We start from the raw sequence: 22,596 nt of genomic DNA on the forward strand, positions 1-22,596 counted from the left end.
TCACCGACACGCACCCCCGACGCCCCTCTTCTGCACGGGAGTTGACCCGCGCTACGGTCCGCGCGTGACAATACGCCCGGGAACCCCCCACACCCCTTGGAAAACCCTCGTCCTGTCAGCCGTCCTCGCCCTCCTCGCCCTGGTCGCCGCCCCCGGTGCGGCGGGCGCGGCCCCCGCCCCCCGGGAGAGCAAGCCGGTCTACTCCTACGACCACGCCATCCGCGAAACGGTCTGGGTGGACACCGGCCTCGACGGCGACGGCGACGGCCACCCCGACCGGGTCGCCGCCGACATCATCCGGCCCGCCGAACCCGCCCAGCAGGGCCGCCGGATCCCCACGATCATGGACGCCAGTCCCTACTACTCGTGCTGCGGCCGCGGCAACGAGAGCCAGAAGAAGACCTACGACGCCCAGGGCCGCCCGGTCCAGTTCCCGCTCTTCTACGACAACTACTTCGTGCCCCGCGGCTATGCGACCGTCCTCGTCGACCTGGCCGGAACCAACCGCTCCGACGGCTGCATCGACGTCGGCGGCCGCTCGGATGTCCAGTCCGCCAAGGCCGTCGTCGACTGGCTGGGCGGCCGGGCCCGCGGCTACACCGCCCGCAGCGGTGGGAAACCCGTCACCGCCGACTGGTCCAACGGCAACACCGGCATGATCGGCAAGAGTTGGGACGCCACCATCGCCAACGGCGTCGCCGCCACCGGCGTCCCCGGCCTGAAGACCATCGTCCCGATCGCCGGCATCTCCTCCTGGTACGACTACTACTTCGCCCAGGGCGCCCCGCTCTACGACGGCGGCCCCGACGGGCTCGCCGGTGCCGTCGAGAGCCCCGGCGCGCACAAGAACTGCGCCGCCGTCCAGAAGAAGCTCGTCGACGGCGCCCCGCGCAACGGCGACTGGACCGACCTGTGGACCGAACGGGACTACGTCCGCAACGCCGACAAGGTCCGCGCCAGCGTCTTCCTCGTCCACGGCATGCAGGACCTCAACGTCCGCACCAAGCACTTCGGCCAGTGGTGGGACGCGCTCGCCCGGCACGGCGTCCAGCGCAAGATCTGGCTCTCCCAGACCGGCCACGTCGACCCCTTCGACTACCGCCGCGGTGACTGGGTGCGCACCCTCCACCAGTGGTTCGACCACTACCTGATGGGCTACGACAACGGCATCGAGCGCGCCCCGATGGCCGACATCGAGCGCGCCCCCGACACCTGGCGCACCGACGCCCGGTGGCCCGCGCAGGGCACCGCCGCCGTCACCCTGCACCCCCGAACCGGCACCACCGCCGGCGTCGGCGCCCTGGGCACCCGGCCGACCCCGGCCGGCCAGACCGCGGCCTTCACCGACGACCCGACGCTCGGCGAGGCCGACTGGTCCGCCGCCGTCGACCGCGCGACCCCGGCCAAGGCGGGCTTCACCACCGGCCCGCTCACCGCACCGCTGCGGCTCTCCGGCGCCGGCACGGTGACCGTCACCGCCACCCCCAGCACCACCAGCGCCCACCTGACCGCGGTCCTCGTCGACCTCGGCCCGGACACCATCCGCAACTACGGCGCCGACGGCGAGGGCATCGTCACCCGCACCAACAGCACCTGCTGGGGCGCCGGCACCACCGGCGACACCGGCTGCTTCAAGGAGACCGCCGCCGACACCAGCAAGGTCGGCTTCACGGTCTTCAGCCGCGGCTGGGCCGACCTCGGCCACGCCACCGACCCGCAGCACGGCCACCCGCTCACCCCCGGCAAGCCCTACACCCTCACCCTCCAACTGGCCGCCACCGACCACATCGTCCCCGCCGGGCACCGGCTCGCGCTCATCGTGGCCGGCACCGACGCCAACCTGATCGACCCGCCCGCCTCCCGCCCCACGCTCACCCTCGACCTGGCCCGCACCGCCGCCCGGCTGCCGCTCACCGGCGGCGCCCCGGCCCTCGCCCGGTCCACCGCGGGCACCCCGGCGGCCACCCGCCCGGCCGGAACCGCCCCCAAGGGAATCGCCCCGCCGCCGGCCCTCAGCCGGCTGCCGTACGGAGACTGACCGGCCCGGGGCCGCCCCCGCGTGCGGGGCGGCCCCACCACCCACGCTGCCGACCCACGGAGGCACCCTCGTGGCACCCCTTGGATCACTCCGCTCCCGCGGCCTCGCCCTCGGTGCGCTGGCCGCCGCCCTCACCGCCGGGATCAGCCCCGCCCCGTCCGCCGACGCCACCCCGACGCGCGTGCCGCGTACCGGATTCGAGTCCAGCCACGGCGCCCGCTGGACCAGTGAACCGGAGGAAACCGCGTTCCTCGCGGCCTTGTCCCGGGCCGCGGGCGCCGCACCCCGCGTCCGCATCGACCGGATCGGCACCACCGCACAGGGCCGCCCCCTGCGACTGGTCCGCCTCGGCGCCCCCGCCCCCCGGCGCCCCGCCGCCGTCCGGCGCGGCAACTCCGTGCTGCTGGTCTGCTCCCAGCACGGCGACGAACCCTCCGGCCGCGAGGCGTGCCTGACCACCGTCCGCAACCTCGCCTACGCCAAGGACCCGGCCACCCTCCGCTTCCTCGCGCGCACCAGCGTTCTCGTCATCCCCACGGCCAACCCCGACGGCCGGGCCGCCGACACCCGCGGCAACGCCGACGGCACCGACATCAACCGCGACCACCTCGCGCTGACCACCCCCGAAGCCCGCGCGACGGCCGCGGTGATCCGCGACTACCGCCCCGACACCATCTACGACCTGCACGAATACACCCCCAAGGCGCCCTACTACGTCAAGGACCTGCTCTCCCTGTGGCCGCGGAACCCCAACACCGCGGACCCCGTCCACCGCGAATCCACCGCCCTGTCCCAGGACTTCGTCACCCCCGCCGCCCGGGCAGCCGGCTTCAGCACCGGCGTCTACGGCATCTGGACCGACCCGGTGACCGGCGCCCCCGTCAAACAGGTCGCCGGCGACGGCCAGGAGCGGATCCTGCGCAACACGGCCGGGGTCAAGGGCTCCCTCGGGCTGCTCGTGGAAACCCGCGTCGACCCGCCCGCGGCCCCCACCCGGGCGGACACCCGGTCCGCCGCGCCCACCGACACCGAGCAGGCCGACCCGGCCCCCAGCAGACGCCGCCGGGTGGACTCCCAACTCGCCGGTCTGAAAGGGCTGTTCGCCTTCCTTGAGCAGCACCGCGGGCGCATCGAGGCGGCCACCGCGGCGGCCCGCAGCGCCGGTCTGGCCGACCACGGCCCGATCTACCTCGGCGGCGCCGACAATGAACCCCCGACCGCCGACCGCGTCCTGACCCGCCCGCCGCGCGCCTACCGCCTGGACGCCGCGCAGTTCGCCCGGGCCGAAGCCGTACTGGCGGCACACGGCGTGCACTGGCTGCGGGACGGCGACGGCGGCGCCACCGTCCCGCTGCGCCAGTCACTGCGCGCGCTGGTCCCGCTGCTGCTGGACGCACGCGCCGACTCTCACGTCGCGGCGGGCACCCCGGTCGGCCCCTGAGCCGGCGCGATCTCGGCCCGCACCAGCCGCAGCACCTCGTCCGCGCACCCCCAGGACACGGTCACCCCCGCACCCCCGTGCCCGTAGTTGTGCACGCACACCGTCCCGTCCGGCAGTCGCTCCGCCGCCAGCCGCACCGCCGGACGGGCCGGGCGCAACCCCACCCGGTGCGCCAGGACGCGGGCCCGCGCCACCTCGGGGAAGTACCGGGCGCAGCGCGCCACGATCGCCTCCGCCACCGCCGGATCCGGCTCCCGCGACCAGGCCCCCTCCCGCGCCGTCCCGCCCAGGACCAGCCCGAACGGCTGCGGCAGGAGGTACGTGGTGTCCACCGCGCCCGCATCGGCGGCGGTGAACCACTCCTCGACGCCCGGATTCTCCACGATCACCAACTGCCCCTGGACGGGCTGCACGGCCGGGTCCGGAACCAGCTCACGGGCCCCCAGCCCGGAGCAGTTCACCACCGCCCGCACGCCGTCGGCCGCCTCCGCCAGGGACGCCACCGGACCCGCCACCACACTCCCGCCGGCCGCCACCAGCCGCCGCTCCAGATACCTCAGGTGCACCGGCATCTCCACCAGCGGCGTACGCGCCCGCCACCCCGCGCCGCAGCCGGGGGGAAGCTCCTCGGCGCGGGCCCGCCGCAGCCCCGGCACCGCCGCGTACCAGGCACCGAGACCCTCCTCGGGTCCGGCCGCGGCGCTCTCGTCACCCCCGTCGTCCCCGTGACCGCCGTGACCGGCGTGAGCCCCCGGGGTGCTCGCGAGGGTGCCCGTCACCAGCCGGGACCCGGTCTCCGCCGGTCGCGCGGCGAGCCCGGTGAGCACGTCCAGGGAGCGCAGCGACCAGCGGATCGCGTCGTCGTACGGCTGGATCCGGTAGGGCCAGCACAGGCCGCCGGCCACCGCCGAAGTCGTGTCGCCGGCCGCGTCCCGGGCCACCACCCGCACCCGGTACCCGGCCTCGGCGAGCACGATCGCCGAGGTCAGCCCGATCACCCCGCCGCCGACCACGCATATCTCCGGGTCCACCGACCCGCCCGTCCCCGCCGACCGCCGATCCGTCATCTCCGTGCCCTCCCGAGGTCCTGTCGCCTTGCTGTGCGTGGTGCCGTTCGCGGCGTGGTGCGCTTGCCGTCTTGCCGTCTTGCCGTCTTGCCGTCGTCCTCGTCCACTCGTCCGGCCATCGCCGCCGTCCTGGATTTCGACGCCCGACGAGCGCGCTGTCCTCCGAACCCGTCGCCTGTGACCTTCTCCACCTTTGATCTTTGTGTAACCCTCCGGCAGTGGGCCGGACACAACCGGACCGTAGGCTGGTAGGGCCCTCGGTGGACCGGCCCCGCCACGCCACCGGCCGGGCCCCGGCACCGTCGGCCGATGACGCCCCTCGGATCCGCCCGCGACCACTCCTGGCCGCGCACCCGTATCCCGTCCCCGCCATCGTCCGAGGAGACCCATGCTCCGCCACCGGCGCGCCGTGCCCGCCTGGCTCGCCCACCCCTTCCAGTGGCAGCGGCTGCCCGTGCCCTGGGCGGCGGTGGCCCGGGGCACGCTCTGCGCGGGACCGCTGCTGGCCGCGGGGATCGCCGCCGGACACCCGGCCCCCGGCGTGCTGACCGCCCTCGGCTCGATGCTGGCGGGCGTCAACGACCGCCCCGGCACCCGGCGCACCGGCATCGTCCACATCGGCCTGCCCGCGCTGGCCTCCGCGCTCGGCATGCTGATGGGCGAGTCCCTGCGGGCCGCCGACGCGGGCTGGTGGGTGGTCCCGGCGCTCAGTGCGGTCGGCTTCGTCTCCGGCGCGGGCAGCGTGGCCGGGCCGGTGCGCTCCACCGCCGGGATGCAGATGCTCGCCGCCACCGTCCTCGGCGCGGGCATGCCCCTGCCCGGCGCGCCATGGGCCAAGGCGCTCTACGTCCTCGCCGGCTGCCTCTGGCTGCTTCTGCTCCGGCTCGTGCTGCGGTCGCCGCGCCCCGCGGGCGGACCGCTCAGCGGGGAACGGGCGGCCGTCGCCACGGTCTTCGACGCGCTCGCCGACGCCCTGGCGGCGGCCGGCGGGCCGGGCGCGGAGCCCGCCCGCCGCCGGCTCACCGCCGCCCTGGACCGCGCCGACGAGGCGCTGCGGCTGCGCCGGCTCACCAGCCGGCTGCTGGGCCGCCCGGCCCGCCCGGAGGAACTCCTGCTGGCGGAGCGCTTCGCCGCGGCCACCGCGCTCTGCGAGGCCAGCGTCGCGCTGCTGTGGGAGGCCCGCCCGCTGCCGCCGCGGGTCGCCGAGAGTCCCCGCCGGTTCGCCGAGGCGCTGCGCACCGGCCGGCCACCGGGCCGGCTCGCCGCCCCGGACCGCAGCTCCGCCGCCCGCGGCGCCTTCGACCACGCCCTGCTGGACACCGCGGTCGCCTTCGACCGGGAACGGCCGGTGCCACCGCCCGCGGCGGGCACCTCCGCCCCGCCGGAACGCGCCGCGGGCCCCCGCGGCGCACTGGGCCCGGCCGGCCGGGACTACGGGCTGCGGGTCGCCCTCTGCATCGGCACCAGCGGGGCGGTGGCCCTGCTGCTCCGCGCCGACCACTGGTACTGGCTGCCGGCCACCGTCACCTTCCTCGTCAAGCCGGACCTGGGCCCGCTGTTCTCCCGTACGGTCAACCGCTTCGCCGGCACCGCGGCCGGCGTCCTGGTCTTCGCGGCGGCCGGGGCGCTGCTGTCCGGGAGCTGGTGGCCCGCCCTGGTCGCCGGTGCGGGCGGTGCGCTGCTGCCGTTCGCCACCCGGCACTTCGCGCTGCAGACCGGGGCGATCACCTTGATGGTGCTGTCCTTCGTCTACGTCGGGGGCGCTCCGCAGGCCGCCCCCGAGCGGATCGTCGACACCTCCCTCGCATGCGGGATCGTGCTGGTCGTCGGGCACCTGCCGCACCTCACGGATCCGCGCCGCCGGGTCGGCCCGCGGGTCACGGAGGCGCTGCGGAGCACCGAGCGCTTCCTGCGGTACGTCCTGGAACCCCGGCCCGCGGCCGACGCCGCCACCGCCCCCGGTGGGGCCGCCGACGCCGCTGCCGTCGCCGCGGGGCGGCTGGCGCTGCGCCGGGCCGCGTACCGGACGCTGGCCCAGGCCCGGGGCGCCGCGGAGACCGCCGCCGCGGAGTTCCGTCCCGCCCGGGACCCCGGACCCGACTGGCTGACGGTGGTCACCGCCGCCGAACGCATCGTCGACGCCGCCACCGCCTGCGCCGTCCGCCTCGACCACGGCGCCCGCCGCCCGGGCCCGACGGAGGCCGAGCGGCTCTGCCAGGCCCTCTCCGCCATGGCCGACGCCCTGGAGGCCCCCGGCCACCGCCCGCCCGGCACCCCGCCACCGGAACTCCGACCGGTCCCGGACTGCGCCACCCTCACCGACGTCGCGGCCGAACTGGAGCGCCTGCGCGGCTACGCGGGTGCCCGGTGAGCAGGCGGCTCGCCGGCCAGGCGGCTCGGCGACCCGGCCGCTTGGTGACCCGGCCGCCTGGTGACCGGTGACCGGTGACCGCTCTGTCCGGGCCTCCTGCCGACCGCATACGCCGCGGACTCCGGCCCTGACCGGGACCGGGAACCTGACCGGGGCCGGGACCCGGCCCCGCCCCGGATGGCCACCGCCCTCGAATGACCACCGCCCCGAAGCACCCCCCGTCACGACGCCGGCGCCGCCACCTTCCCCGCGCCGCCGGCCGCCCGCCGCCGCACCCGTAGCCCCTCCGCCGCGCCACCGACCGCCAGCGCCACCGCCACCAGCAGGGCGCTCACCCACAGCGGCGCGCGGTAGCCGAAGCCCGCGGCGAGCGTGATGCCGCCCCACCAGGGGCCGACCGCGGCGCCCACATTGAGCGCCGCGGTCGCGAAACCGCCGCCCAGTGTCGGAGCCTCGGCGGCCGCGTAGAGCACCTGCGCGATCAGGGTGGAGCCGACCGCGAACGACAGGGTGCCCTGGACGAAGACCAGCGCGACCGCGGCCACCGCGGCACCGGCCGACAGCGCGAACACCGCCCAGCCCACCAGCAGCGCCACGCCCCCGATCGCGAGCAGCGGCCGGGGCCGCCGGTCCGCCAGTCGCCCGCCCGCCGTGACCCCGGCGAACGAACCCAGCCCGAACAGCGCCAGCACCACCGGTACCCCGGCGGCACCGAAACCGGTGACGTCGGTGACCAGCGGCGCGAGGTAGGTGAAGGTGCAGAACGTGGCACCGTTGACCAGCGCCGCCAACAGCAGCGTCACCAGCAGCCGGGGCCGGCGCAGCGCCCGCAACTCACCGCGCGCACCGGGCGCCGCGGCGTCCGCACCGGCACCGGCCGGACCGCCCGGTACGGACCGCACGAGGGCGACGACGGCCGGCACCGACACCGCGGCCACCGCCCAGAACGCCGAACGCCAGCCCCACTCCTGCCCCAGCACGGCACCGGCCGGAACCCCCGCGATACAGGCCAGCGTCGTGCCGCCCAACAGGACGGAGGTGGCCCGGCCCTTGGCGTCCGGCGCGACCATCGCGGCCGCGGTGGCCAGCGCCACCGCCAGGAACCCGGCATTGGCCAGCGCCGCCACCACCCGGGTGGCCAGCAGCACGCCGAAGCTGGTGGTCACCGCGCCCAGGACGTGGACCAGCAGGAAGGCGACCAGGAAGACCAGCAGGGCGCGGCGCCGCGGCCAGCGCCGGCTCAGCAGCGCCATCAGCGGCGCCCCGACGATCATCCCGGCCGCGAACGCCGAGGTCAGCGCGCCCGCGGCCGGGACGGACACCTGTAGATCGACGGCGATGTCCGGAATCAGCCCGGACAGCATGAACTCGGATGTGCCCTGCGCGAATACCGCCAGCGCGAGCACGTAGAGAGCGAATGGCATCAGAAGATCTCCGCAACCACACCGTGGACCGGCACCGGCCGAGGGCACTGCCGGCGGGGCCGACGGCGCTCGGTAGGACCGGTCGAGGAAGCGGCAGCCCCGGCTACCGCATGGACAAGACCTGCCTCAACAGGCGGTCCGGTGGCGGGAGAAGACCTCGGCGTGGCGGCGCGAGAGAAGGCGCGCCGACGCGACGGCAGCCCGAGGGCGGTGTCGCGGCCGCGGAAACGGCAGCACGAGGAGCCACCGGACGGCGCCCGGTGGCTAGCGTCTTGAGGACTCGGGGCTGGACATGGTCCGCAGGCTAACCGGACCGCCCGGCCCCCGTCCACGGATTTCGGGCCCATCCGCCGCATGAGGGCCGCATGAGGGCCGGACAGCCCGGGGCCCGTCCGGTGGATCGGCATCGGACCGGTCCCGGTCCACCCGCGCCGCGACGCCGGTGCGCCGGCGGTCGGGTCAGCGCGGGGCCCGCGGTATCCGCGCGAAGACCTCGATCCAGAAGCGCTGCACGTCGGGTGCCGCCCCGACCAGATACGTCGACCGCAGCTTCGGCGGCAGCAGCGGTACCAGCCGGGCCACCACCGCACGGTGCTCCCGCAACTGCGTCAACTCGGCGGTCGCCAGCACCTGGTGGACCGTGTCGGTGTCGTTCGTCCCCTCGCCGGACACCTCGGCGGCCGACCGCAGTCTGTCCTCCCAGGCGTCGACGTCCCGCGCCACCTCCTTCAGCCCGGTGACCGGCCGGTCGCTCAGCCGGTCGAGCAGCGCGGTCAGCGACACCGGGGCGTACTCGCCGTCACCGAGGTAGATCGTGCCCATCTCCAGCGGCAGACCGCGCTGGTGGAGTTTGACCAGCCGCTCGATGGTGCGCTTGGTGATCCAGGCCCGGCCCTCCTCGTCGATGTCGTGCTTCCACCACTCCAGGACCGTCTCGGCGACCGCGCCGTACTTCGCGATCAGCCACTCATTGGCCGGGATGTCGCCCGGCTCCACCGTCAGCGAGGCGGTGAAACGGCTCGCCTGGGCGATGTTGTTGCGGGCGACCAGCAGCTTGCGGCCGAGGTGGTACGGCGGATTCTGGACCGCTATCTGGGCCCGGAGGTTCGGGATCGGCCGCCCGGCCAGCGACCACTCCTGGGTGATCTCCATCAGCTTGGCGAACGCCGCCTTGTCCTTGGGGCGGTTGTACTCGTCCCAGACGATCGCCTTGGGCTCCGGGTCCAGGAACGGCGCGGCGAGGAGGTTCTCCAACGCGCCGTCGGCGGTGGGGATCGGCGCGCACAGGTCCTCGACGTTGGTCACCGGCAGCGAGAAGTACAGCGGCTCGCGTCCGCCCAGGCCCTCCCGGACCGTCTCGCGCACCAGCTCGGTCTTGCCGCATCCGGGCGGGCCCTGCAGCAGCACCGTCCAGCGGTTGCGCAGGGCGGCCCGCACCACCGCGCGCACCGGGTCCGGCACCGTGGCGGGATTCCCGGCCCCCACGGCCGCCGCGATCCGGTCGAGGATCTCCGCCGTACGGTCCGTGCCCGCCCTGCCCCCGGGCCGCTCCTCCACCAGCCGCAGCCGTTCGCCGCCCACCAGCGGCAGCCCCCAGCGCAGCGGGAAGCCCTCGCGGGCGTTGGCCAGGATGTGGTCGAGGGTGCGCGGCGAGAGGAGTTCGCGCAGCGACGGGGCGAGAGCGGCCCAGGTGGTGAACACCTCGCGCAGGTCCCAGTCGTGGTACTTCGCCGCGAGCCGGTGCCGCCAGGACGTGTCGTTGGCGGACAACCGGATCGTCACCATCCGGTCCAGTACCGCCAGATCGCTGCGCCGGGCCGCGGTCTCCGCCAGCGACTCGTTGTCCGTCAGGAAGACGCCGATGCAGCCCAGCTCCCGCAGGTCGTACTCGCCGAGCGTCCAGTTGCAGGCGATCTGCATCAGCTGCGACTGGATCGCGGGCCCGGCCTGCAACGAGTCGTCGATCAGCAGCACGAACGGCCTGCCGGGCCGCAGCTGGCTCATCACCAGCTGCCGCAAGGCCAGTTCACCGGTCCGGGCGTCCCGCACCGGGGCGCTGACCAGCAGGTCGTCCGGGGTGAGATTGGCGGCCGGGACGAAGACCAACTCGGTGTCCGGATACGCCTCGGGGAGGTGCGAGAAGAAGGTCGCGGTCTTCCCGATGCCGTGCTCACCGAAGATCTGGCCGGTCTGCCCCATGTCGATCATCGCGTCGATGAACGACTCCAGCCGGGACACCTCCGTCCCGCTCTCCGGGGGCTCCGGATAGGTGGCGTTCGCCCGCAGGCCCGGCCGGACCGGTGTCGTCGGCGTGGTGGTGCTCATCGGTCTCCCGTCGTCACGCGATGGCAGGCCATCGGCGGGGTGTGGTGGTCGGGCCAGTCGTCGCCGCCGTCGGTGATCAGCCAGATCCACTTGTCCGGCTCGGCGGGGGTGATCGCGGGTGCGCGGCCGTCGGTGAGCATCACCACGGCATCCGGTATGTCCTCGAAGGGGCGGCCGTCCATCACCGCACGGCCCTCGACGTGGTCGGCCACCGCCTGGAAGCTCGTCCCGCCGCCGCCGTACACCCGCTCCCCGGGGCGGAACGGCATCACCACCCCGTCGAACGACAGCCAGTGCGCCACCACCCCGTCGATCGAGCCCACCAGCCCGGTCAGCCACTCGACCACCCGGTCCGGCATCGAGGCCGAGGTGTCGTACGCGACGACCAGCACCTTCTCCCGGACCGGTCCGCGCCGCGAGAGCAGCGGATCGTGCCCCAGCGCGGCCAGCAGCGCACCGCGCTTCTTCGGGTAGACCAACCGCTCGCCCTCCGCCAGCTTCGAGGCCAGCACGTCGACCAGCCAGCGCTGCCACCAGTCGACCCGGCCGGTGCGCGGGGTCTCGCCGCGCAGCAACCCCGCGCCCAGCCGCCCCCACACCCGGCGCGCCCGCGCCGACGTCCCGTCCGTGCGGTCCATCAGGTCGAGCAACTCCCGCTCGGCGTCCGGGTGTCCGCGCCGGGCCGCGAGCAGCGCGTTCAGCAGTGCGGCGGAGACCACCTCGTCGATGGTGCCCTGATCGCCGCCCGCCACCGCCGGGTCGGTCAGGTGCAGGCAGGCCGCCGTCGGCGGCGGCACCGGGGGGCTGGTCATCCGCTTGAGCTCGGTGAACACCCGCATGTCGGTCTCGACGAAGTCGTCGTAGGGGAGCGGTTCGAGGCCCTGCTCCGTCAGGTCGGCGACGTATGCGGCGTGGACCTCGAACGGATCGACGCCGACCGGCCGGTCGTCCAGCAGCGGCAGGGCGGTGCGCCGGAGCCGCACCAACGCGACGTGGTTGACGGCCACTTCGGCGGCGATGGTGAACACCGGGTCGGCGCGCAGCTCCGGATCGGCGAAGAAGTGCCGGTGCACCAGGTGCCGGGCCTCGTGGAACAGGACGAACTTCACGCCCTCCAGGCCCAGTCGGACGAAGAAGTCCGGGTTGTACAGCAGGGGGTGGGTGCCGTCGCCGCCGGCGAGCAGGGCCGCCGTGTCCACCGCCGTCGTCGGGATCTGGTGGTGGCACTTGGCGTAGATCCACGACGCCACCACGGACTCGGTCAGCCCGAAGTCCGTCAGCGCGGCCTCCTTGAGCCGCCGCGCCTGCACGACCACCGCCGGATCCGCCGGCCGCCAACTCTCCAGCGCCCGCCGGTCGGCCACCCCGATCACCGGCCGCCGCGCGACCGCCGCCATGTCGTGAGCCATGACCCACCCCCCGTTCTCAGCCGCCTCCATTGGTACCAGCAGCCACTGACAACGGGGTCGACGACGAGCGCCCCGCCCGGTCCGGACGCTGTTGGCCAACAGCGTCCGGACCGGGCGGGGCGCTCGTCGCGGCGGTCGGGGCGGGCGGCAGTGCCACCCGCCCCGACCCACCGTCAGTCCGTCACGCTCGACGGCCGTCCTTGCCGCCCAGCAGCCCGGCCCGCCGCAGCGCGTCCGCCATCGCGTCGTTGACCGGTCCGGCGTCCCGGCCGCCACGGCGCTCGCCGCCCCGCTCGCCGCCGCCCTGCCGCTGCCGCGGCGCACCGCCCCGGCCGCCCTCGCGCGGCCCCCGACCGCCGCCGGCACCGCCGCGCCGCTCACCGCCACCGGAACCGCCGCGCCGCTCACCGCCACCGGCCGGAGCGCCCTTGCCCGGCTCGTCGTCCAGCCGCAGGGTCAGCGAGATCCGCTTCCGCGGGATGTCGACGTCGAGCACCTTCACCCGGACGATGTCGCCCGGCTTCACCACGTCCCGCGGGTCCTTGACGAAGGTCTTCGACATCGCCGAGACGTGCACCAGACCGTCCTGGTGGACGCCCACGTCCACGAACGCCCCGAAGGCGGCGACGTTGGTCACCACGCCCTCCAGGAGCATCCCCGGCGCCAGGTCGCCGATCTTCTCCACGCCCTCCTTGAAGGTCGCGGTCCGGAACTCCGGCCGGGGGTCGCGGCCCGGCTTCTCCAGCTCCTGGAGGATGTCGGTCACCGTCGGCAGACCGAAGGAGTCGTCGACGAAGTCCGCCGGGCGCAGGGCGCGCAGCGCGGCGGTGTTGCCGATCAGCGCCCCGACCTCGCTGTTCGCCGCCTGCACCATCCGGCGCACCACCGGGTACGCCTCCGGGTGCACGCTGGAGGCGTCCAGCGGGTCGTCGCCGCCGCGGATCCGCAGGAAGCCCGCGCACTGCTCGTACGCCTTGGGGCCCAGCCGCTGGACGTCCTTGAGGGCCTTGCGGGAGCGGAACGGGCCGTTGCCGTCCCGGTGGGTCACGATGTTCTCGGCCAGGCCGGAGCTGATGCCGGAGACCCGGGCGAGCAGCGGCGCGGAGGCGGTGTTGACGTCCACGCCGACGCCGTTCACACAGTCCTCGACCACCGCGTCCAACGAGCGCGACAGCTTGGCCTCGGCCAGGTCGTGCTGGTACTGGCCGACCCCGATCGACTTGGGGTCGATCTTGACCAGTTCGGCCAGCGGGTCCTGGAGGCGCCGCGCGATGGACACCGCGCCGCGCAGCGACACGTCCAGGTCGGGCAGCTCCTGGGAGGCGAACGCGGAGGCCGAGTACACCGAGGCGCCCGCCTCGGACACCATCACCTTCGTGAGCTTCAACTCCGGCTGTGCGTCGATCAGTTCGGCCGCCAGCTTGTCGGTCTCCCGGGAGGCGGTGCCGTTGCCGATCGCGATCAGCTCGACGCGGTGCTCCCGCGCCAGCCGCGCCAGGGTGGCCAGCGCCGCGTCCCACTTCTGCTGCGGCACGTGCGGGTAGATCGTCTCGGTCGCCGCCACCTTGCCGGTCGCGTCGACCACGGCCACCTTCACGCCGGTGCGGAAACCGGGGTCCAGGCCCATCGTGGCGCGCGTCCCGGCGGGCGCCGCCAGCAGCAGGTCCCGCAGGTTCGCGGCGAAGACCCGGACCGCCTCGTCCTCGGCTGCCTGCCGCAGCCGCAGCCGCAGATCGATCCCGAGGTGCACCTGGACGCGGGTGCGCCAGGCCCAGCGGACCGTGTCCTGAAGCCACTTGTCGGCCGGCCGGCCCCGATCGGTGATCTCGAAGCGGTGCGCGATGGACCGCTCGTAGGAGCTGGGGCCCTCACCGGCCTCCGCCGGGTCCTCCGGCTCCAGGGCGAGGTCGAGCACGTCCTCCTTCTCGCCGCGCAGCATCGCCAGCACCCGGTGGGAGGGGAGTTCGGTGAACGGCTCGGCGAAGTCGAAGTAGTCGGCGAACTTGGCGCCTTCCTCCTCCTTGCCCGCCCGCACCTTCGCCGCGACCCGGCCGCGCGACCACATCCGCTCGCGCAGCTCCCCGATCAGGTCCGCGTCCTCGCTGAACCGCTCGGTGAGGATCGCCCGCGCGCCCTCCAGGGCCGCGGCCGGATCGGCGACGCCCTTGTCCGCGTCCACGAAGGCCGCGGCGGCCGAGGCCGGTTCCACCGACGGGTCGGCCAGCAGTCCGTCGGCCAGCGGTGTGAGGCCCGCCTCCCGCGCGATCTGCGCCTTGGTGCGCCGCTTCGGCTTGAACGGCAGGTAGATGTCCTCCAGCCGGGCCTTGGACTCGGCCTCGCGGATCTGCGCCTCCAGCGCGGCGTCCAGCTTGCCCTGCGACCGCACGGACTCCAGGACGGCGGTCCGCCGCTCCTCCAGCTCCCGCAGGTAGCGCAGCCGCTCCTCCAGGGAGCGCAGCTGCGCGTCGTCCAGCATCTCGGTCGCTTCCTTGCGGTAGCGCGCGATGAACGGGACGGTCGAGCCGCCGTCGAGCAGTTCGACCGCGGCCTTCACCTGCCGCTCCCTGACGCCGAGCTCGTCGGCGATCCGCGCTTCGATGGACCCGGGGGTCCCGATGGGCTCAGTGGCTGCCGTCACGTTGATCCTGCCCGCCTTCCAGCGACTTTCCTGAGCCTGCATTGTGCAGGTTGGCCCCCCGGACTGTCGCACCGCCCGGCCGGGGGCGCCGGGGGTGTGAGAAGACGCACGCACCCCCGGCGCCCCCGTACCGGGCCGTCGGCTACTCCCTGCCGAACAGCGCCTGGGGGAACGCCCCGGACTCCACGAGGAGCTTGGCGAACCCGGCCGCCAGCTCGGTCAGCCGGGCCACGCCCGCCGCCCCCAGGTGCTCGTACGGCGCCCGGTCCAGCCGGTCCGTCGTCCGCTCCAGGTCCTTGCGCAGCGCCGTCCCGGCCTCGGTCAGTTCGTCGGCGGTGGCCAGCAGCCCGCGTGCGCGCAGCCGCTCCTGTGCGGCCGTCAGCTCCTCCTGCGACCAGCCGCGGGTCGCCAGGATGCCGCGGTAGCTCATCCCGTGCCCACTGGCGGCGTGCGAGACCAGCGCCTCCACCGGGTCCAGCCCGGCGTCCAGCAGGGCCACCAGGTGGCCGTCGCCGCGGTGTTCGCGCAGCAGCGACGCGGCGTGCCAGTAGGCGAGGTGCGGGGCGTCCGGCACCGGCAGGTCGGCGTAGGCGGAGAACAGCGGCCGGGCGTGCCGGGCGCAGCCCTCGGCGGCGGTCAGCGCGAGCTTCGCCGCCTCCGCCATCTCCGCGGACTCCACCGCGTCGCCGAGGCACCGGCGCAGGGAGGCGTCCACCGCCCGCAGCCGGGCGTCCAGGACGGCCTGCGGTGTGGTGACCGTCCAGACCTGCGGGACGTGCTGGGCGACCAGCTCGTGCTTGAAGGAGTAGAAGGTCGCGGTGACCGTACCCGCGCCCACCGCGCCCAGCGGCGCGCTCCGGGCGGCGAAGTACCCGGCGCGGCCGTCCACCCCCAACCCGGTCATTTCCGCGCCGAGTTCGGGGGCGAAGTAGTGCGCCGAGTGGAAGGGGTTGAGGGCGTTGTGGCAGTGCCGGCCGGCCCGTTCTGGCAGTGCGCTGGAAGAGGTCATGCCAGCAGGTTACCGACCCGTTGGTATGCCGCCACCCCGAGCCGCCCGCACCGCTCCGGGGGCCGCCTGGAGCCCGCATGGCAGGAAAGGTGGGAAATCCGTCATTGCCGCCATCCGTCCCGCTGGCCAGGATGTACGGCATGGAGCAGCGCGACGTACTGGTCGTCCTCTTCGACGGCGTGCAGAGCCTCGACGTGACCGGCCCGGTCGAGGTCTTCAGCGGTGCCGGGCAGGGCGCCCCCGGGGCCTACCGCATCCGCACCGCCACCCTGGACGGCGCCCCGGTCCGCACCACCAGCGGCCTCACCCTCGTACCGGACCTCGCGCTGGACGCCGCCGAACCCCCGCACACCCTCCTCGTACCGGGCGGCCACGGCACCTGCACCCCCGACCCGCACCTGGTCGACTGGCTCCGCACGCACGCCCCGCTGGCCCGCCGCCAGGTCTCGGTCTGCAGCGGCGCCTTCCTGCTGGCCGCGGCGGGACTGCTGGACGGCCGCCGCGCCACCACCCACTGGAGCCTGTGCGCCGACCTCGCCGCCCGCCACCCCGCGGTCCGCGTCGAACCCGAACCGATCTACGTCCGCGACGGCGACGTGGCCACCTCCGCGGGCGTCACCGCCGGCATCGACCTGGCGCTGGCCCTGGTCGAGGAGGACCACGGCCGCGACCTCGCGCTGGCCATCGCCCGCCACCTGGTCGTCTTCCTGCGCCGGCCCGGCAACCAGACCCAGTTCAGCGCCCAGCTCGCCGCGCAGACCGCGGAGCGCCGCCCGCTGCGCGACGTCCAGCAGTGGATCACCGAGCACCCGGCGGCGGACCTCTCCGTCGAGGCCCTGGCCGACCGCGCCGCGCTCTCCCCGCGGCACTTCGCCCGCGCCTTCCGCGACGAGACCGGGATGACCCCCGGCCGCTACGTCGACCGGGTCCGCCTGGAGGCGGCCCGGCGGCGCCTGGAGGACACCGCCGACGGCATCGAGCAGATCTCCCGGCAGTGCGGCTACGGCACCACCGAGGCGATGCGCCGCGCCTTCGTCCGGGTCCTCGACACCTCCCCGGCGGAGTACCGCCGCCGCTTCCGGCCCGCCCGGCAGCCCTGAACGGCCCCGGAACCGCCCGCCGCCACCGACCACCACGGCACACCGCACCACCGGCCACCACGGCACACCGCACGACCGACCCAGGAATGAGGCCCCCGTGCAGATCGCCATCCTCCTCTACGACCGCTTCACCGCCCTCGACGCCATCGGCCCCTACGAGACCCTCGGGCTCGTCCCGGACGCCGAAGTGGTGTTCGTCGGCGAACGCCCCGGCGCCCACCGCAGCGACAAGGGCTCCCTCAACCTCGTCGCGGAGGCCGCCCTCGGCGACGTCACCGCGCCGGACGTCCTCGTCGTCCCCGGCGGCCCCGGGCAGGCCGCGCTCATGGCGGACGGTCCGCTGCACGACTGGATCCGTGCCGTGGACGCCGGCACCACCTGGACCACCTCGGTCTGTACCGGCTCGCTGCTCCTCGCCGCCGCCGGCCTCCTGCGGGGCCGCCGGGCCACCTCCCACTGGCTCGCGCTGGACCTGCTCCCCACCTACGGCGCCGAACCCACGGGGGAGCGGGTGGTCTTCGACGGCAAGTACGTCACCGCCGCCGGCGTCTCCGCCGGCATCGACATGGGGCTCACCCTGGCCGGCCGGATCGCCGGCGACTTCGTCGCGCAGACGATCCAGCTCGGCATCGAGTACGACCCGCAGCCGCCCTACGACGCGGGCGCCCCGGAGAAGGCACCGGCCGACGTCGTCGCCGCCCTGCGGGAGCACGGCGACGTCATCCTGGCCGGGAAGCGGTGGCGGGACGAAGGGCTCGTAGGAAAGTGACGGTGCGTCAGGTTCACGGGCGGCGGCCGCCGCTCAGCCCTCCGGCCACCTGAACCGCGGCGCCCTGCGCTCCAGGAAGGCGGCGGCACCCTCCGCGGTGTCGCCGCTCTCCCGCGCCTGCGCCGCCCAGAACGCCCCGCGCGCCTCCGCTTCCTCCGGCGGCACGTCCCACGTCCCGTTGGCCAGTTCCTTCGCCGCGGTCTGGGTCAGCAGCGACCGGCTCGCCAGGACGGCGGTGAACTCCGCGATCCGCTTGTCCAGCTCACCCTCGGCCACCACCTCGTCCACCAGCCCGGTCCGCAGTGCCCGCGCGCAGTCGATCAACTCCCCGGAGAACAGCAGGTACTTCGCGGCCGACAGTCCCACCAGCCGGACCAGCCGCCGGGTCGCGGACGCCGGATACGCCACCCCCAGCTTGGCGGGCGTCACCCCGAACAACGCCCCCTCCTCCGCGAACCGCAGATCACAGGCGGCCGCCAACTGGGCGCCGCCCCCCACGCAGTAGCCCCGTATCGCCGCCACCGTCGGACGCGGAAAGGCCGCCAGCGCCTCCTCGGCCACCACCGCCAGCCCCTGCGAGGCCCCCGACGTGTCCCGCAGCGACCCGATGTCCGCCCCCGCGCAGAACGTCCCGCCGTCCCCGGTCAGCACCAGCGCCCGCACCGCACCGTCCTCCGCCAGCCGCGCCAGCAGCGGTGGCAGCTCCTGCCACATCGCGACGGTCATCGCGTTGCGCTTGCCCGTATTGCTGATGGTGACGGTCGCCGTACCGCCGCTGACATGCGTCTTCAGACCCGGTTCCATGCCCGGATATTAGAGCGACCACCGGGCGCCCGGCCGGATACGATCGGCGACTGATGTCTGCAACCCTCGTCGCCAAAGACCTCGCCGCCGGCCACGGCGAGCGCGTCCTGTTCTCCGGTCTCGATCTGGTCGTCGCCCCCGGCGACGTGATCGGCCTCGTCGGCGCCAACGGCGCCGGCAAGTCCACGCTGCTGCGCCTGCTGGCCGGGCTGGTCACCCCGGAGCAGGGCGGTCTCGCCCTCAGCCCGCCGACCGCCACCGTCGGCCACCTCCCGCAGGAGCCGGACCGCCACCCCGGGGAGTCGGTGCGCGCCTTCCTCGCCCGCCGCACGGGCGTGGCCGAGGCCCAGCGCGCCCTGGACGCCACCACCGAGGCGCTGGCCGACGGCCGCCCCGGCGCCGACGACGCCTATGCCACCGCCCTGGAGCGCTGGCTCGCCCTCGGCGCCGCCGACCTCGACGACCGCGCCGAGGAGACCGCCGCGCAGCTGGGCCTGTCGGTCAGCCTCGACCAGCCGATGACGACCCTCTCCGGCGGCCAGGCCGCCCGCGCCTCGCTCGCCTCGCTGCTGCTCTCCCGCTACGACGTCTTCCTCCTCGACGAGCCCACCAACGACCTCGACCTGGACGGCCTGGACCGCCTGGAGGCCTTCGTCACCGGCCTGCGCGCCGGCACCGTCCTGGTCAGCCACGACCGCGAGTTCCTGGCCCGCACGGTCACCCGCGTCCTCGAACTCGACCTCGCCCAGCAGCAGGTCAACGCCTACGGCGGCGGCTACACCGCGTACCTGGACGAGCGCGAGCGGGCCCGGCGGCACGCCCGCGAGCGCTACGAGGAGTACGCCGACACCAGGGCGACCCTGGAGACCCGGGCGCACACCCAGCGCAACTGGATGGAGAAGGGCGTCCGCAACGCCCGCCGCAAGGCCCCCGACAACGACAAGATCGGCCGCAAGGGCCGGGTCGAGGCCACCGAGAAGCAGGCGGCCAAGGCCAAGCAGACCCAGCGCATGATCGACCGGCTGGAGGTCGTCGAGGAGCCCCGCAAGGAGTGGGAGCTGCGGATGGAGATCGCCGCGGCGCCCCGGGCCGGCGCGGTGGTGGCCACCCTCCGGCAGGCCGCGGTCCGCCGCGGCGACTTCCACTTCGGCCCGGTGGACCTCCAGATCGACTGGGCGGACCGGGTCGCCATCACCGGCCCCAACGGCGCCGGCAAGTCCACCCTGCTCGCCGCCCTCCTGGGCCGGCTGCCGCTGGACTCCGGCGCGGCCTCGCTCGGCCCCGGCGTGGTGGTCGGCGAGATCGACCAGGCCCGAGGCCAGCTGTTCCAGGGCAGTGGCGACACCTCGCTGATGGACGCCTTCCGGGCCGCCGTCCCGGACCTGGCACCCGCCGAGGTGCGCACCCTGCTCGCCAAGTTCGGCCTCAAGGTGGCCCACGTGCTGCGCCCGGCGCACACCCTCTCGCCCGGGGAGCGCACCCGGGCCGCGCTGGCCCTCCTCCAGGGCCGCGGAGTCAACCTCCTGGTGCTCGACGAGCCGACCAACCACCTCGACCTCCCCGCCATCGAGCAGCTGGAGTCCGCCCTCGCGTCGTACCCGGGCACCCTGCTGCTGGTCACCCACGACCGCCGGATGCTGGAGGCGGTGCACACCACGCGGCGGATCGTGGTCGACGGCGGACGGATCACCGACCGGGCCGTGTGACCAGGCACGACGCGGCCGGCGGCCCGCTCCGGTATTCGATTTGTCTCCGGGGCGGGGACCCCGTAAGGTAATCCGAGTCGACGCGGGGTGGAGCAGCTCGGTAGCTCGCTGGGCTCATAACCCAGAGGTCGCAGGTTCAAATCCTGTCCCCGCTACTCGCAAGAACAGCAGGCCCGGTGCTCAGGCACCGGGCCTGCTGCCGTATGTGCACGCACGCATGCTCCTCGCTCACCCTGCCCTCTCCCGCAATACGGGGTATACCAGGAAAAAACGGTCCCTGATCGAGGAGGCGGCGATGACCGGCAGGTCCAGAACTTCCGGACGCAGTCCGGCGGCGGCCAAGCTGGGGCGCAGTTTCGGGCTCCTCGCGATCCTCGGGATCATCCTCGTCCTGGCCGGAATCGTCGGGCTGATCTACGTCGCCGCGGCCACCCTCACCACGATGCTGCTCTTCGGCTGGCTGCTGCTGATCGGCGGCCTGGTCGGACTGGTCCACGCCGTCCAGTCCCGGGGGTCGAGCTTCTTCTGGCTCGCGGTGATCGTCGCGGCACTGAACATCGCGGCCGGGGTGGTGGTGCTCCGCCTGCCCGACGCCACCGCAGCCGCGCTGACCATGTTCGCCGCCCTGCTCTTCCTGACCGGCGGGCTGTTCCGCCTGGCCGGTGCCGTGGTCGTGCGCGGACCGCAGTTCGGCTGGACGCTGCTCCAGGGCGTGATCGGCATCCTGCTGGGCGTCCTGGTGCTCGCCAACTGGCCGGAGAGCAGCCTCTACGTCATCGGCGCCTTCTTCTCGCTGGAACTGCTCTTCGACGGGCTGGGCCTGCTCGCCATGGGGATCGGCGGCCGAGGCGTGGTCGGCATGGTCGAGGACAGCAGAGTGGCTTGATCCTTACCCCGGTCACGCCGGTTCCGACGGTGGCTCGGCGGTCGTCCCGGAGGTCGGCATAAAAGCGCGAATCAAAAACGACGGAACATGTCGCGAGGCCGATCAATTCCGGCAGAATCGGTCAAAAGGCGTCGATTGGCGCTGACTTGTGTTCAGGAGGCCGGTCCGGACCAGCACATTCTCAACACTCGTCGTGTGAGGATGCCTTCCGGACCCCCTGCAGAACCCCCCGAGGAGCTGACCTCCCCGCTCGCCTACGAAGGTGTCTGGCGGTTCACCGCCGCGGCACTGGAGTCGTCGGTGCCCCAGGCACGCCACGCGGTGCGGGATCTGCTCGTCGAACAGCACGTGCCCGTCGCCGACGACATCCTGGACGGGCTCCTGCTGATCGTCTCCGAGTTGGTCACCAACGCCGTCCGGCACGCCGCGCTGCTCTCCCCGCGGATCGCCGTCCAGCTCACCATCGGAGCCAACTGGCTCCGGATCGCGGTCGAGGACGACCACCCCTACCGCCCCAAGGCGCTGGAGGCGGACGAGGGCGACGTCGGCGGCCGCGGCCTGTGGCTGGTCAAGGCGTTCACCGCGGAAGTGGGCGGGAAGTGCGACGTGGAGCACACCGCGGGCGGCGGCAAGGCCATCTGGGCCGAATTGCCGCTGGCCCCGCTCGCTACCAGCCCGCCGACTTCCCGGTGAGCTCGCGGACCGCCGGCCGCGCCGCGTCCAGCACGGTCATGAACCACGCGGAGAACGGCACCTGCGCGTGCCGCTCGGCCAGCTCTTCGGGCGTCACGAACGCGATCTCGGAGATCTCCTCCGGGGCCGGCGCGGGCTGGGTCCGCACCAGACCCACGAACAGGTGGTTGTACTCCTGCTCCACCAGGCCGGAGGTCGGGTCGGGGTGGTTGTAGCGCACCGTGCCGGCCTCGGCCAGCAGCGCCGGGGCCACGCCCAGCTCCTCCGCGGTCCGCCGGGCCGCCGCCGCGAACGGCGTCTCGCCCGGGTACGGGTGGCCGCAGCAGGTGTTGGACCACACCCCGGGGGAGTGGTACTTCTCCAGCGCCCGGCGCTGGAGGAGCAGCCGCCCCTTCTCGTCGAACAGGAAGACCGAGAACGCCCGGTGCAGCTGTCCGGGCGGCTGGTGCGCCGCGAGCTTCTCCGCGATGCCGATCGTCGTGCCGTCCTCGTCGACCAGTTCCAGCATGATCGGCTCGGCGGCGCCGTCCGGCGCGCCCGCCGCCGAGGTTCCGGCGGTCTGTCCGTTGGCAGATGTGATCGGCATGCCCATCCTTGTCGTCGGTCGTCGATGTCAAGTCTGCCCCACCAGGGCCGCCGTCAGTGGCAGAGCACTGCCGGGTGCCGCGCGGCGCCGCGTGTCCCGGCGCCGGGTGGACCGCCCCCGAACGGTCCGCCGCCCGGGACGCGGTTGCGCACCGGCGGCGGCATGGCCCTCGCCACAGCTGCTCCACGGCAACCGTGACCAGCCCCCGCATAACCGGCACCCGGGCCGGCGGCCAGTTGTTCCGGCGAGGCCCGATCCACCATGATGATCGCGGCAGGCGCAGCCGTCGCTCACCCGATCGAGTGGTGAATACGTGGTGAACGGCCGCAT

At 74.4% G+C, this 22,596-nt stretch carries 16 protein-coding genes and 1 tRNA gene; 9 read left to right on the forward strand and 8 right to left on the reverse strand.

The window, feature by feature from the left end; genetic code table 11:
• Positions 1-64: 64 nt before the first annotated feature.
• Both CG747_RS04080 and CG747_RS04085 read left to right on the forward strand, forming a co-directional pair.
• A complete protein-coding gene (locus tag CG747_RS04080) occupies positions 65-2,038 on the forward strand; it encodes a Xaa-Pro dipeptidyl-peptidase (protein ID WP_257980208.1) in 1,974 nt (657 codons plus the stop codon).
• 70 nt (positions 2,039-2,108) lie between these two features.
• Positions 2,109-3,479: a M14 family metallocarboxypeptidase gene (locus CG747_RS04085; protein WP_100600220.1), complete on the forward strand. Its 1,371-nt coding sequence runs from the start codon at positions 2,109-2,111 to the stop codon at positions 3,477-3,479.
• Here CG747_RS04085 and CG747_RS04090 read toward each other — a convergent pair.
• A complete protein-coding gene (locus CG747_RS04090) occupies positions 3,446-4,546 on the reverse strand; it encodes an FAD-dependent oxidoreductase (protein WP_180985382.1) in 1,101 nt (366 codons plus the stop codon). The genes CG747_RS04085 and CG747_RS04090 overlap by 34 nt on opposite strands.
• A gap of 388 nt (positions 4,547-4,934) precedes the next feature.
• Between CG747_RS04090 and CG747_RS04095 the strand changes: the two genes are divergently transcribed.
• Positions 4,935-6,917: an FUSC family protein gene (locus CG747_RS04095; RefSeq protein WP_100600222.1), complete on the forward strand. Its 1,983-nt coding sequence runs from the start codon at positions 4,935-4,937 to the stop codon at positions 6,915-6,917.
• A gap of 221 nt (positions 6,918-7,138) precedes the next feature.
• Here CG747_RS04095 and CG747_RS04100 read toward each other — a convergent pair whose 3' ends face one another.
• The 5 genes from CG747_RS04100 to CG747_RS04120 all read right to left on the reverse strand — a co-directional run bounded on the left by CG747_RS04100 (position 7,139) and on the right by CG747_RS04120 (position 15,722).
• Complete coding sequence (locus CG747_RS04100; RefSeq protein ID WP_100600223.1) at positions 7,139-8,341, reverse strand: Cmx/CmrA family chloramphenicol efflux MFS transporter; 1,203 nt, start codon at positions 8,339-8,341, stop codon at positions 7,139-7,141.
• Between the two features lie 459 nt (positions 8,342-8,800).
• Positions 8,801-10,666, reverse strand: coding sequence for an AAA family ATPase (locus CG747_RS04105; RefSeq protein ID WP_100600224.1), 1,866 nt, complete (start codon positions 10,664-10,666; stop codon positions 8,801-8,803).
• Entirely contained in the window at positions 10,663-12,075 is a 1,413-nt protein-coding gene (locus tag CG747_RS04110) for a hypothetical protein (protein ID WP_257980209.1), read from the reverse strand. The genes CG747_RS04105 and CG747_RS04110 overlap by 4 nt, the downstream gene beginning before the upstream one ends.
• A 181-nt stretch (positions 12,076-12,256) precedes the next feature.
• Entirely contained in the window at positions 12,257-14,713 is a 2,457-nt protein-coding gene (locus CG747_RS04115; RefSeq protein WP_100600225.1) for a Tex family protein, read from the reverse strand.
• Positions 14,714-14,855: 142 nt separating this feature from the next.
• Entirely contained in the window at positions 14,856-15,722 is an 867-nt protein-coding gene (locus CG747_RS04120; RefSeq protein WP_100600226.1) for a hypothetical protein, read from the reverse strand.
• 140 nt (positions 15,723-15,862) lie between these two features.
• Between CG747_RS04120 and CG747_RS04125 the strand changes: the two genes are divergently transcribed.
• Both CG747_RS04125 and CG747_RS04130 read left to right on the forward strand, forming a co-directional pair.
• Positions 15,863-16,822, forward strand: a complete 960-nt coding sequence (locus CG747_RS04125; protein WP_100600227.1) for a GlxA family transcriptional regulator — start codon at positions 15,863-15,865, stop codon at positions 16,820-16,822.
• A gap of 97 nt (positions 16,823-16,919) precedes the next feature.
• Positions 16,920-17,591: a DJ-1/PfpI family protein gene (locus CG747_RS04130; protein ID WP_100600228.1), complete on the forward strand. Its 672-nt coding sequence runs from the start codon at positions 16,920-16,922 to the stop codon at positions 17,589-17,591.
• Between the two features lie 33 nt (positions 17,592-17,624).
• Here CG747_RS04130 and CG747_RS04135 read toward each other — a convergent pair whose 3' ends face one another.
• The gene (locus CG747_RS04135) at positions 17,625-18,395 is read right to left on the reverse strand and encodes an enoyl-CoA hydratase/isomerase family protein (protein WP_100600229.1); all 771 of its coding nucleotides are present in this window, start codon (positions 18,393-18,395) and stop codon (positions 17,625-17,627) included.
• Positions 18,396-18,448: 53 nt separating this feature from the next.
• Between CG747_RS04135 and CG747_RS04140 the strand changes: the two genes are divergently transcribed.
• The 4 genes from CG747_RS04140 to CG747_RS04155 all read left to right on the forward strand — a co-directional run bounded on the left by CG747_RS04140 (position 18,449) and on the right by CG747_RS04155 (position 21,680).
• Positions 18,449-20,101 (forward strand): ABC-F family ATP-binding cassette domain-containing protein, encoded by a 1,653-nt coding sequence (locus CG747_RS04140; RefSeq protein ID WP_100600230.1) that lies wholly within the window; start codon positions 18,449-18,451, stop codon positions 20,099-20,101.
• An 81-nt stretch (positions 20,102-20,182) separates the two neighbouring features.
• A tRNA-Met gene (locus CG747_RS04145) sits at positions 20,183-20,256 on the forward strand.
• A 140-nt stretch (positions 20,257-20,396) separates the two neighbouring features.
• Complete coding sequence (locus CG747_RS04150) at positions 20,397-20,987, forward strand: HdeD family acid-resistance protein (RefSeq protein WP_180985383.1); 591 nt, start codon at positions 20,397-20,399, stop codon at positions 20,985-20,987.
• A gap of 201 nt (positions 20,988-21,188) precedes the next feature.
• On the forward strand, positions 21,189-21,680 hold the full coding sequence (locus CG747_RS04155; RefSeq protein WP_100600232.1) for an ATP-binding protein: 492 nt from the start codon (positions 21,189-21,191) through the stop codon (positions 21,678-21,680).
• On the opposite strand, the gene idi is transcribed toward CG747_RS04155, so the two are convergent.
• Positions 21,655-22,266 (reverse strand): isopentenyl-diphosphate Delta-isomerase, encoded by a 612-nt coding sequence (gene idi, locus CG747_RS04160; protein WP_100600233.1) that lies wholly within the window; start codon positions 22,264-22,266, stop codon positions 21,655-21,657. The two genes, CG747_RS04155 and idi, sit on opposite strands and share 26 nt — an antisense overlap.
• Between the last annotated feature and the right edge of the window lie 330 nt (positions 22,267-22,596).

This window comes from Streptomyces sp. CB02959 (assembly GCF_002803155.1).
In the GTDB taxonomy this organism is placed as follows: Bacteria; Actinomycetota; Actinomycetes; order Streptomycetales; family Streptomycetaceae; genus Streptomyces.